The organism is Xanthomonas hydrangeae (assembly GCF_032697525.1).
GTDB lineage: Bacteria > Pseudomonadota > Gammaproteobacteria > Xanthomonadales > Xanthomonadaceae > Xanthomonas > Xanthomonas hydrangeae.
The window spans coordinates 2391893-2403867 of the sequence record NZ_CP103836.1 but is presented as its reverse complement, the minus strand read 5'-3'; the positions used below and the strand labels follow the sequence as shown (position 1 = coordinate 2403867).

At 66.0% G+C, this 11975-nt stretch carries 11 protein-coding genes; 3 read left to right on the top strand and 8 right to left on the bottom strand.

Annotated elements, in window-relative coordinates:
- Positions 1-87 precede the first annotated feature (87 nt).
- The 6 genes from NYR97_RS09910 to xanC form a co-directional block, all read right to left on the bottom strand.
- Complete coding sequence (locus tag NYR97_RS09910; RefSeq protein ID WP_316697762.1) at positions 88-735, bottom strand: LolA-related protein; 648 nt, start codon at positions 733-735, stop codon at positions 88-90.
- Entirely contained in the window at positions 659-1633 is a 975-nt protein-coding gene (locus tag NYR97_RS09905) for a lysophospholipid acyltransferase family protein (RefSeq protein ID WP_316697761.1), read from the bottom strand. The genes NYR97_RS09910 and NYR97_RS09905 overlap by 77 nt, the downstream gene beginning before the upstream one ends.
- A complete protein-coding gene (locus NYR97_RS09900; RefSeq protein ID WP_232372182.1) occupies positions 1630-1857 on the bottom strand; it encodes an ApeI family dehydratase in 228 nt (75 codons plus the stop codon). The genes NYR97_RS09905 and NYR97_RS09900 overlap by 4 nt, the downstream gene beginning before the upstream one ends.
- Positions 1858-1928: 71 nt before the next feature.
- Complete coding sequence (locus NYR97_RS09895; protein WP_316697760.1) at positions 1929-2678, bottom strand: lysophospholipid acyltransferase family protein; 750 nt, start codon at positions 2676-2678, stop codon at positions 1929-1931.
- 53 nt (positions 2679-2731) lie between these two features.
- Positions 2732-3415, bottom strand: coding sequence for a COG4648 family protein (locus NYR97_RS09890; protein WP_316698152.1), 684 nt, complete (start codon positions 3413-3415; stop codon positions 2732-2734).
- Between the two features lie 37 nt (positions 3416-3452).
- Positions 3453-3722, bottom strand: coding sequence for a xanthomonadin biosynthesis acyl carrier protein XanC (xanC, locus tag NYR97_RS09885; protein ID WP_006451937.1), 270 nt, complete (start codon positions 3720-3722; stop codon positions 3453-3455).
- Between the two features lie 340 nt (positions 3723-4062).
- On the opposite strand from xanC, the gene NYR97_RS09880 reads away from it, so the two are divergent.
- Both NYR97_RS09880 and NYR97_RS09875 read left to right on the top strand, forming a co-directional pair.
- A complete protein-coding gene (locus NYR97_RS09880; RefSeq protein WP_316698150.1) occupies positions 4063-5409 on the top strand; it encodes an NAD(P)/FAD-dependent oxidoreductase in 1347 nt (448 codons plus the stop codon).
- The gene (locus tag NYR97_RS09875) at positions 5406-6413 is read left to right on the top strand and encodes a chorismate transformation FkbO/Hyg5 family protein (RefSeq protein WP_316697758.1); all 1008 of its coding nucleotides are present in this window, start codon (positions 5406-5408) and stop codon (positions 6411-6413) included. Before NYR97_RS09880 ends, NYR97_RS09875 begins: the two co-directional genes overlap by 4 nt.
- A gap of 140 nt (positions 6414-6553) precedes the next feature.
- Here the strand turns inward: NYR97_RS09875 and NYR97_RS09870 are convergent, their stop codons facing one another.
- Complete coding sequence (locus NYR97_RS09870) at positions 6554-7567, bottom strand: hypothetical protein (protein ID WP_316697757.1); 1014 nt, start codon at positions 7565-7567, stop codon at positions 6554-6556.
- A gap of 35 nt (positions 7568-7602) precedes the next feature.
- Entirely contained in the window at positions 7603-8946 is a 1344-nt protein-coding gene (locus tag NYR97_RS09865) for an AMP-binding protein (RefSeq protein ID WP_316697754.1), read from the bottom strand.
- A gap of 405 nt (positions 8947-9351) precedes the next feature.
- Here NYR97_RS09865 and NYR97_RS09860 point away from each other — a divergent pair, with 405 nt between their 5' ends.
- Positions 9352-11712, top strand: a complete 2361-nt coding sequence (locus tag NYR97_RS09860) for a S9 family peptidase (protein ID WP_316698148.1) — start codon at positions 9352-9354, stop codon at positions 11710-11712.
- Positions 11713-11975 lie beyond the last annotated feature (263 nt).

The window sequence follows — 11975 nt, the reverse complement described above, 5'->3', positions numbered from 1 at the left end:
CCAGCGCCTTTGGTTTGCCGAAGGCGGTCACTTTTTGCTTGGTAAGCGCGTGTTCCGACTGCGTGCGCAAGACCCCTACGCGATGGCTCACGCGCCCGACCCATGGCACAGCGTGGTCAGCGCCGCCGCATCGGTCACGCTTGCAGCATCACGCGCCGCACCGGCCAGCAGCGTGCGCTGCACATCGCCTTTCACCGGCAGGCTTTCGATGCAACGCAGTTCATCGTTGCGACCGTACAGCCGCAGCTCGCGGACCTGCCTGGCGACAGCGGCGTCCTTGGGCTGTAGGGTCAGTTGCCAGGCCTGCGGCTGGCCCTGTCCACTGACGCGGTACTGCTGCTCCAGCAGCGCGCGGTCGCCGGCCAGCAACGCGCCGAAGCCAGATTTCAAACCGGCCAGCTCGGGCACACGGCTCAGCGAAAAGCGCCGTGGCGATTTGCCTTCGCGTTCCAGTACGCCTTCGTCACCTTTCAAGGTGGTGGTTTCGCGATACGGCGCGCTGACCTCGCGCACCAGCGTCTGCGCATCCGGGCGGCGGTAGTGGCCCTGTACGCGCAGCGGTGTCTTCAGCAGGGCCGAGCCACGCAGTTCGACGAACTCGGTACTGACCGGTGCTGGGCGTGCCAGGCGCTGCAGCACCTGGCCGACGTCCAGCGTCTCAGGCGGTGCGGCGCATAGCGGTGCGGCGCTGAACAGCAGTATCAGCATCCACGGCAGGGTGCGGCACATCGGCATGGTGGGTGTTCCAGAAATCGTAGAAGTTGAACCAGTTGTACGGCGCGTAGCGGGTGTAATGTTCCAGCCTGGCCGCGTAATCGCGCATGAGTACCGCCAGCACCGGCGCACGCTGGCGACGCGGCACATCCAGGCCTTCGCTGAAGGTCTCGAACGCCAGCTCGTAATGATTGCCGCCGCGATACAGGCCGAACGCCAGCACCACCGGCACCTTGAGCGCAGCGGCGATCAGCCACGGCGAGGTCGGAAACATCGCGTTGCGGCCGAGGAACATTGCCGGCAATGCCGGGTCGCCCTCGCGCGGGCGATCGATCAGCAGCGCAACCAGCGCGCCGGCGTCGGTGGCGTCCTTGATCGCCATGACGATCGAGGTCGCGTCCATGCCGGCGTCGATGATGTTGGCGGCCAGCTGCGGATTCAGCGCGCCCAGCAGGTCGGTCATGGCGCGGTTATGCGCCTTGTCCAGCACCACCTTGACCTGCACGTCGGGCCGTTCGGTGGCCAGCACGCGCAGCGCATCGAAGCTGCCCAGGTGCGAGCCGAAGATCAGCACGCCGCGGCCGCGATCCATCTGCGTGTGCAGCTGATCCAGCCCGGTGATGTCGACCTGGAAGCGCTGCATCTGCCCGCACAGCATGTACACGCGGTCCAGGATCGTCGAGGCGAAGGTATGGATATGCCGCGCCACATCGCGCAGCGTGGCCGGGCGATCGAGCACGCGCGTCAGATAGGCACGCGAGGCACTGCGCTCGGGCGCACGCACCAGCAGGAAGTACAGCGTGATCGGGTACAGCAGCGCGCGCGCTACCGAGCGCCCGGCGTACCGGGCGATGCCGCGGATCAGCCACAACGCAAAACGTCCGCCGCCTTCCGGGCGGTGTTTCCACTGGCTGTTCATGGCGCCGCCTCCGCGACCAGCTCGCCGCTGACCAGCAGTTCGTCGGCGCGCTGCACGCGAAAGCGCCAACGCGGGCCAGCGCCGTCCAGTGTCACCGACGCAGTCTGGCCGGGCAGCAACGGCTGCACGAACTTCACCTGCGGCAGGCGCATTGCGACGCGTGGGCCATGCGCGGCTTCCACTGCCTGCAGCACGTGATCGAGGACGACCACGCCGGGCACCACGGGGCGCCCCGGGAAGTGCCCAGGCAGGCAGGGATGATCATGTGGCACGACGAAATCCATAAGCGGGTAACTCAGATCCTGGGTTGAAGCATGGCCGCCACGGCGGCGTGTGCCTGCTCGGTCAATTGTTGGCGGTCCGGCGCATCCGGCCCGGTTACCGGGATCGGGTCACCGATGCGCACGCGGATGATGCCGGGGCGCACCCTGAACATACCCTCCACCGGCAGCACCTTGCCGCAGCCATCCAGCGCCACCGGCACCACCGGCACACCTGCATCGATAGCGGCCTGCAGTAGCCCGGCCTTGAATGGCAAGAGCGCGCCGCTACGGCTGCGGGTGCCTTCGGGAAACAGACACAACTGTTTGCCCTCGCGCAGCAGCGCGGCCGCCTGACGCCGCACCATCGCACCGGCACGCCGGCTGTCGCGGTCCAGGAACAGCATGCCGGTACCACGCGCGAACCAGTTCACGAACGGCACCTTGAGCATTTCGTCCTTGAGCAGAAACCGCAGCGGCACCGGCAATGCATAGAACAGCGCGCAGATGTCGATGACCGACTGATGGTTGCTGACGAACAGGTAATTCTTGGACCAGTCCACGCGCTCGCGGCCTTCCACGATCACCTGGGCACCGGCGCCGCGAAACAGCACCGGCGACCACATCCAGCCGCCCATGCGCAGCAACCGATCCGGGTCGCGGGTGATCGCCAGCAACACCAGGCAATACACGATCCCGCCAGCGGTGAAGATCAGCGTAAAGGCCAGCTGCAACAGGTTCAACACGGCCCACGCCAGGCGCGACGGCATCCTTGCCAACGGCATTTTTGTCTTGTCCCTGAAAATGTGCACGTACGTCGCTGCCCCTGGCCACGCACTCAGCGCAGCAGATCGCGCCAGAATTCCGGCCCGAGCCGCGCCATCTGGCGCAAGAAGTCTGGCAGATTACGATAGGGACGCTGTGGAAACCAGCGGCCGCGCAATAGATATTCGCCCACGAAGAACCCGCCCACCACGCCATAGGCCAGCAGATTGGCGAACAACGAGGCACGCGCGTCGCTGATCGGCAGCGGCGAGGCGTAGCCCAGTTGCGCCAGCACGCCACTGGGCTCGGCGCACAGGCCCAGCACCAGATTCACCAGCGTCAGGGCGCACAGCAGCAGCGCCCAGGCAAGGGTGAGCCGACGCGTATAGCGGTACTGCTCGGGCGTGATCGGCATGCCGGCCTGGCGATACAGCCCTTCGACAATGCGGCTGATCAACGGCGTGCGCCTGCGGCGCAGGCTGCGGCCGAAGAACCAGGCAATCCAGCCGGTGAACACCACTGGCGGCGCGGCCAGCAGCAGCATCGCGTACGGCGAGTGCCACAACGCGCTCAGGCCGGCCAGCGTCAGCACCGCCAGCGCCCAGGCCCAGGCCCGGCGCGCGACTATCGGCTCGATCAACACCATCAGCACCAGCAAGGCCCCGGCGATGACCGCCAGGTCCGGGCGATGACTGGCGTTGGCCCAGTGCGCCAACGGCGAGTACGCCACCGCCAGCAGCACGCCCAGCCCCAGCACCCACGGGGGTGCATCGGCAGGCGCTACAGTGGGCGGATCAGACGGTCTTGTTGGTTTCGACATGCGCCGACAATGCGCGCAGCGACGCAAAGATGCGACGGTTCTCGTCGTTGTCAGAGCGCAGCTGGAAGCCATAGCGCTTGCTGATCGCCAGCGCCAGTTCCAGCGCGTCGATCGAGTCCAGTCCCAGCCCGGTATTGAACAACGGCGCCTCCGGATCGATGTCGGCGGGTTGGACGTCTTCCAGGTTCAGGCTTTCGACCAGGAGTTCGGCCAGTTCACGTTCGGCAGCGGTTTGCAGGGACATCCAGAAGCTTCCACAGGTGAGGGTCGGGCAACAAATTCGGAAAAATCAATCAAGGCAATCAATTCGAACAACCAGCAACGCGTCGCAAACAACCGGCAGGTCGAGGGAGGGCGATGCTTTGGAACCGCAGTGTACGTCGCCGCCGCTGCCACTTCCGGGTACCGGCCACGTCCGACGAGCGGCCGCGCCGTCGGTCTGTTGGTGATCGGGTGAGAGCGGTGAGGCAATCCGGGTGCACCTGTCCGGGCCGCCGGTCAGGCTATCATGACTGCATGACGCTCGCCCGCTGCAGGTTCGTTCCAGGATGACTTCCACCGCTGTTCGCCCCACCCCGACCGCCATGCCGGCAGCCGGACCGGCCTCCGGGCCCGAGTGCCCGGATGTGTTGATCATCGGCGGCGGGCCGGCGGGCTGCGCCGCCGCCATCGTGCTCGCGCAGCAGGGCTGGCAGGTCACCCTGCTGGAGAAGGAGCAGCACCCGCGCTTCCATATCGGCGAATCGCTGCTGCCGATGAACGTACCGATCCTCGAACGCCTGGGCGTACTCGAAGACGTGCGCAGTATCGGCGTGCTCAAGCGCGGCGCGGACTTTCCCAACGATGCCGGCGGTTACAACACCTTTCGCTTCTCGCGTGCGCTCGATGCCAAGGCCGATTTCGCCTTCCAGGTGCCGCGTGCGCAGTTCGACCAGGTGTTGTTCGAGCGCGCGCGTGCGGTTGGCGTGGATGCGCGCGAGCAGGTCAAGGTCGAACAGGTCAGCTTCGATGGCGAACAGCCGGTATTGCAGGCACGCGGCGTGAACGGCGAGCAGCAGTTCCGCCCGCGCTATCTGCTCGACGCCAGTGGCCGCGACACCTTTCTGGGCAACCGCTTCAAGCTCAAACGCGCCAATGCCAAGCATCAATCGGCCGCGCTGTTCAGCCATTTCCGCGGCGTGACGCGCCGGCCGGGCGAGGATGCCGGCAACATCAGCATCTACCGGCATGCGCACGGCTGGATGTGGCTGATCCCGCTGCCGGACGACATCATGAGCGTGGGCGCGGTCTGCTACCCGGAATACATGAAGACCCGCAGGGGCGACAGCGAAGGCTTTTTGATGCGCACACTGGCGCTCAATGCCGAAGTCACCGCGCGCATGCACGGCGCCGAGCGCGTGGCACCGGTGCACGCCACCGGCAACTACGCCTACGAATGCACGCGCATGGCCGGCCCGCGCTGGCTGATGCTCGGCGATGCCTACACCTTCGTCGACCCGATGTTTTCCTCGGGCGTGTTTCTGGCCATGCACAGCGCCGAGCGCGGCGCGGCGATGGTGGACCAGGCCCTGCGCACGCCGCAGCACGAGGCGAAACTGCAGCGGGCCTTGCAGCGCGAACTCAAGCGCGGCGTGGATGAGTTCAAGTGGTTCATCTACCGCTTCACCTCGCCGACCATGCGCACCCTGTTCGCGCAACCGCAGAACACCTGGCAGATCGAGGAGGCCGTGGTGGCGATGCTGGCCGGCGACGTGTTCGAAAGCCCCAAGGTCCGCCTGCGTCTGCGTGCGTTCCGCGCCATCTACGCCATCACCACCTTGTCGATGATGCCGCGCGCCTGGCACTCCTGGCGGCAACGCCGGCGTCAGGCCACGCTCGGCTTCGACGGCGACACCTTGCAACGCGATACGCAACAACGAGACACGCAATGACCGCTTCCCAGGCCCAGACCACGCACGCCGTGCGCCATCCCCGCCTGCAGGTCGACTATGTCGACCAGACCGACCCGTCTGCCCTGCTCACCGATCCGCAGGTGTTGGCCGTGTTCGGCTTCGGCACCGAGGCACCGCGTCTGGACGACCCGCGTTACCTGCGCGTGCCGCTGCAGCCGTATCAGGCCAGCGTGCTGGAAGTGTGGCGCAGCGACTCGCCGGTGCGCAGTGGGCGCGACGGCAACATCGCCTGGTCCAGCGACGGGCGCCTGCAGTTCGGCGTGATCGAGATCGACGAGCAGGATGTGGACATCGAAGAAGCCGCCGCCAAGGCGTATGCGGAAATCATCGCCTTCGTCACCGGCAGCCAGACTCCACGCCTGCTGCGCATCTGGAATTACCTGGATGCGATCACCCTGGGCAGCGGCGACCGCGAGCGCTATCGGCAGTTCTGCATCGGCCGCGCACGCGGCCTGGGCGCGTTCGATACCGCACAGCTGCCTGCCGCTACTGCGGTGGGCCGTTGCGATGCCGAGCGCATCATCCAGATCTACTGGCTGGCCGCCGCCGATGCCGGCACACCGCTGGAAAATCCGCGCCAGGTCAGCGCCTACAACTACCCGCGCCAGTACGGCCCGCAGCCGCCGAGTTTTGCGCGCGCCATGCTGCCGCCGGCCGGCAGCGACATGCCGCTGCTGCTGTCAGGCACCGCCGCGGTGGTCGGGCATGCCTCGATGCACACCGGCCAGTTGCTCGCGCAGCTGGAAGAAACCTTCGCCAACTTCGACGCCCTGCTCGGCGCCGCACGCCAGCACGCCCCCGCCCTGCCCGCGCAATTCGGCGCCGGCACGCGTTTGAAGGTCTATGTGCGCGAACACGACGACCTGCCCAAGGTCGCGCAGGCACTGGACGCCCGCTTCGGCGACGCCGTGCCGCGCCTGCTGCTGCACGCGGTGATCTGCCGCGACGAGTTGGCGGTGGAGATCGATGGGGTGCATGGGTGAGTTATTGCGACCCTAAAACATACGATACAGCCGCCAGGCCGCCACGGCCGGTGCTCGGAATTTCATGTGCCGCTCGTACACTGCGGTTATGAGTGCGCCGTCCACGCCTATCTGGCAACTCTAGGTTTGGTTGGTCGCTCTTAGTGGGCGCATTGAGCTGGATCAATGTCGGTCACGGCCCCGTTTTCATTAACCGGTAGCTTGGCTGATTCAGCCGTCGGCGTAGCAGACCACGTCCGCGCCCACTCGTTGCCCAGCATATCGGCCCTTGCAAGATCGCCGGCTGTCGCGTGCTGTTGCAACCAGGCGATATTGTCGTCGATCACCTCACGCGATCGCGGGCCGGCAGTTGCCGGCAGCCGCTGGCTGCCGCGTCGATACAGCGCCAATGATCGGGCCAGATCCGGCTTGACCACCTGCGCAAGGAAGAAACGTTCACCACTATCGCGGCGTGGCGAATAGGCGGCCGCCAAGGCCAGCGAGGTTTGCATATCTCCGCGTGAGGCTGCCTGCAATGCAAGGGTCTCCGCTTCTTTCCGATAACGCTGCAATTCGGGTAGAAGCTCCAGCATGTCGCGTCGCCGAAACGCGTTACCGGCTGCATAATGCGCCAATGCACCTGGATTTCCGGCAAGCGCACCTTGTCGCCACAACGCGATCCGCTCGGCCACGGAAACCTGCCGGATACCTTCGCAGCGATCGGCAGCTTTCACCAACCCCATCGCCATGCCGTCCAGCATCTTGTTCCAGGCATCAAAATTGCCGCCCTCATGCGTGGTGACGACCTTTCGCTCACGGGCACGCTGCGCGCGCCATACCAGCTCGTCGTAAGTGGCAAGTTGTTGCTGGATCCCATCACAACGCTCCAGTTCGATTGCCAGTCGGCACGTAGCAGCGGGATCACCCTGCTCGGCGCGACGACTGAGCTCGTCGAAGACCTGGCGCAACGGCGTATCAGCAGGAGGTAGCGGCGCCGAAGCTACGGCAGGCTTGGCCTGCCTGCCCGGCATGACAGCGCTGGGTGCACGCAGGGGGACTGCCTCAATTGAACGATCGGAGCGATGCCATCGCAGCCACCCCACACACGTCATCACGATCGCAATCGCAATCACTGCACCGATCACGAATTTCCTGTTTGCAGATCCCTTGCGCATGCGCCCACTCCTCCTTGGTGTTCGGCAAGTATCGCTCAGCCGTTGAGCAAGCCTAAAACCACATCGCGTGGCAGCTTGCCGGTTTCGTTGCGTGGCAATGCGGGCAGTTTGCGCAGGCGGCGCGGCAGGAACACCGGGTCGACGCTGATGCGCAGGGCGGCGAGGATCTGCGCTTCGTCCAGGGCTGGGGCGACCACCAGTGCGGCGATGCGGCCGACGGCCTGCCCGGGGTCCGGTGTGAGCTGCACGATGGTGCCGTCGATCACACCGGGAATGGCCAGCAGGCGGCGGGTGAGGTCGGCCAGCGAAGCGCGTTTGCCCGCAATTTCCAGCAGATCGGCCTGACGGCCGCGCACCTGGAAGCGGCCGTCTGCGGCCACGTCCATCATGTCGGCCAGCAGCACCGGCGTTGCCAGATGCGGTGCGTGCACCAGCGTGCCGGCGGCCTGTGTTTCCAGGCGTACGCCCGGCAGCGGTGTCCACGCCGCTTCCAGTGCGGTGCGCCGCACGGCGAAGACGCAGGTTTCGGTGGAACCGAACATCTCGCGCACTTCACCGCCAAAGCGTGCTTCGGCCGCAGCAGCGATGTCCTGCGCCAACGGTGCGGTGGCCGACACGATGCCGGCCAGCGGCGGCAACTGCACGCCCGATTCGACCAGCGCACGCAGGTGCACCGGTGTGGTCACCAACAGGCGCGGCTCGGGAATTTCCGCCAGTGCATGCGCCACATCGTCGGGGAAGAACGGCCGCCCGGCATGCACGGCCAGCGTGGTCACCATCGGCAGCAGCACCGACAATTCCATGCCGTACATATGCTGCGGCGGCACCGTGGCCACCACGTGCGGCACCGCATCGGTGTGCGCCCACAGGCTCTCCAGCGCGACCAGATCCTGGCGCGTGCTGGTCAAAAAACTGCCCCAGGTCTTGGGATTCGGTTGCGGGCTGCCGGTGCTGCCGGAGGTAAAACCAATCGCCACCAGGGCATCGTCTGCCAGCTGCGGCATCGGGCCACCGGCCTGCGGCAGCTCGGCCGGCAATTGCCAATAGCGCGGCGGTGCCAGCTCCAAGGCAAGATCGCCCAGACAATACGCATCGGCGTGTCGCGCCTGCACTTCACCGACCACCGCCGGTGCGCGCGACGACGGCAGCAGCGACACCTGCCCGCGCAGTGCGCAGGCGTAGAAGGCGACCATGAAACGGTAGCGGTCTTCGCACAGATTCACCGCGTGGCGGCCGTCCGGCAGCTGCTGCGCCAGACCATGCACGTGCGCGATGAAGGTCGCCAGATCCACCGACTGCCCTGCCCGCCAGGCCAACGGCCGGCCGGGCGCGCCAACGGCCATGGGGTGGGAAACAACAAAAGCAGGCAGGCTGGACATGTGAACCGACAGTCGCAAAAGCGCGCTAGCTTGGCCGCCACCTGGGCTGCTGGCAAGTCGCAGGGTTTGTGGCTACGCCGCAGTACTGGATGTTCGCAGCGTCGCCGCTGGCGTGGTGAAGCATCCTTGGCGTCGTGGCAGCTGCGCATCGCGAGGTGGAATGCATTGAAACTGATATTGAAAGTGATGCGGTGAGATCGGCCAGGCCGCGCGTGCTGCCGCGTGGACTGCGCATTTACCGTCAGGGCGCATCCGGTCGAGCTCGCCACCCACACAGATCCCGCCGCTTCGACGACACACTCCACCACCCACCCCGCGCATGACCTGTGGCCCAAGCCCCCGGCAGAAGCGAGCTGCTAGGCTTGGCCGCTCTTTCGTTGCGTCCAGTCGTTTCCGATGCCCAGATTGTTGCCGCTGTCCTTGTTATTGCTGGCTGTCACTGCGCACGCGCAGTCCCCTGCACCGCTCACCATCGAACAGGTAATGGCCGACCCGGACTGGAACGGGCCATCGGTGGATCAGGCCTGGTGGCAGTGGGATGGAAAACAGGTGCAATACCTGCTCAAGCGCGATGGCAGCCCGGTGCGCGATACCTATCGCCAGGGCACCGGCGGCGCGGCGGCAGAACGCGTGGCCGACAACGCCCGCGCCGGCCTGGATGCGGCCAACCCCAGCTACGACGCGACGCGCCAGCGCATGCTGTTCGCGCGCAATGGCGACATCTTTCTGCGCGATCTGCGCTCCGGCGCGCTGACCCAGCTGACCCGCAGCAACGAGGTCGAATCGCGTCCGCAATTCGCCAGCGATGGCGGTGCGATCTGGCGTGCGGGCAACAACTGGTATCACTGGCGCGCCGATGGCGGCACCGCGCAGGTGGCGGTGGTCAAGGCCGAACGCGATCCCGATGCCGCGCCCAAGGCCGATGTGTTGCGCGAGCAGCAGCTTGCCACGCTGGCCACGCTGCGCCGCGACCGCGAGCAGCGCGAGGCGCTGCGCACGCAGGAAGACACCTGGCGACGCGCCGACGCCACGCGTGCCACTGCACCGGTGTATCTGGGCGATGAGGTGGAGATCGTCGACAGCGCGTTGTCGCCGGACGGCCGCCACCTGCTGGTGATGACCCAGGCCAAGAATGCCGACGAAGGCCAGGCCGGCAAGATGCCCAAGTACGTGACCGAATCCGGCTACGAAGAATTCCAGGAAACCCGCCCCCGCGTCGGCCGCAACATGCCAGCCGCACACACGCTGTGGCTGGTCGACGTGATCGCGGGCAGCGCGCGCCAGCTGTCTTTTGACGCGCTGCCCGGCATCGCCACCGACCCGCTGGCCGCATTGCGCAAGGCCGCCAAGCGCGACCCGCTCAAGGGCAACCGCGCGGTGCGCGTGGAAAGCGATGGCGACGGCGACGGCCCGGCGGTGCATTGGAGCGACGATGGCCGCAACGTGGCCGTGGAAATCCGCGCGGTGGACAACAAGGACCGCTGGATCGCCAGCGTGGATCTGGATGCGGCCAAACTGCAGCCGCGTCATCGGCTGAGCGATAGCGCCTGGATCAACTGGGACTTCAACGATTTCGGCTGGTTGCCCGACAACCGCATGCTGTGGCTGCTGTCCGAAGAATCCGGCTATTCGCAGCTGTATACGGTGGAAGGCAACGGCAAGCCGCGTCAGCGCACCCGTGGCAAGTGGGAAGTGTCGATGCCGGTGCCCAGCGCCGATGGCAACGGCATGTATTTCCTGTGCAATCAGAAGTGGCCGGGCGATTACGAGGTGTGCAAGCTGGATCTGCGCACCGACCAGCTCACCGAAGTGACAGCCTTGAACGGCGTGGAAGGCTTTAGCCTGTCGCCGAATGGGCAGCAGTTGCTGGTGCGCTACTCCGGCGCCTATCTGCCGCCGCAGCTGGCGGTGGTGCCGGCGGCGGGCGGTCAGGCCACGGTGCTGACCGATACGCGTACACCCGCTTTCAAGGCGCAGCCGTGGATCGCACCGCAGTACGTGCAGGTGCCGTCCAAACACGGCGCCGGCACGGTCTGGGGCAAGTACTACGGCCCGCAGAATCCCGAGCCCGGCAAGCAGTATCCGATCGTGATGTTCGTGCACGGCGCGGGCTATCTGCAGAACGTGTCGCAGCGCTACACACCGTATTTCCGCGAGCAGATGTTCCACAACTTGCTGGTGCAGCAGGGTTACATCGTGCTGGACCTGGATTACCGCGCATCGGAGGGCTACGGCCGCGACTGGCGCACCGCGATCTACCGCAACATGGGCCACCCGGAGCTGGAGGATTATCTGGACGGCCTGGACTGGCTGGTCGCCACCAAGCAGGGCGACCGTGCACGCGCCGGCATCTACGGCGGCTCTTACGGCGGCTTCATGACCTACATGGCGCTGTTCCGCAGCCCCGGCACCTTCAAGGCCGGCGCGGCGCTGCGGCCGGTCGGCGACTGGATGCAGTACAACCACGACTACACCTCCAACATCCTCAACACCCCCGAGCTCGATCCCGAAGCGTACAAAACATCTTCGCCGATCAATTACGCAGACGGGCTGCGCGACCATCTGCTGATCGCGCACGGCATGATCGACGACAACGTGTTCTTCAAGGACTCGGTCGACATGACCCAGAAACTTGTTGAGCTGCACAAGGACAACTGGCAGGTGGCACCGTATCCGCTGGAACGCCACGGCTTTACGCGTGCCGATTCGTGGCTGGACGAATACAAGCGCATCCTCAAACTGTTCAATGAGCAGGTGAAGCCGTAAGGCATGCGATTGCGGCCGGGCGATGCGTGCTGCGTCGCCCGGCCGATGACACGTCATGCAGCAGCATCCGGCTCTTGCGGCAAGCAGCAGGTAGCGCGCGTTGCACGCGCGGTGTCGCATACGCATCGCCCTGCAACACCGTGCCTGGCACTCACCTCCACGTACGCAACTGGCTCTAAGCTTAACGCAGGATCGGCAGATCGCTGGCGCATCGCGCTCCCCTCTGCATCGGTCTGCCGCCCGACCGGAGCGCCGCCGGTACC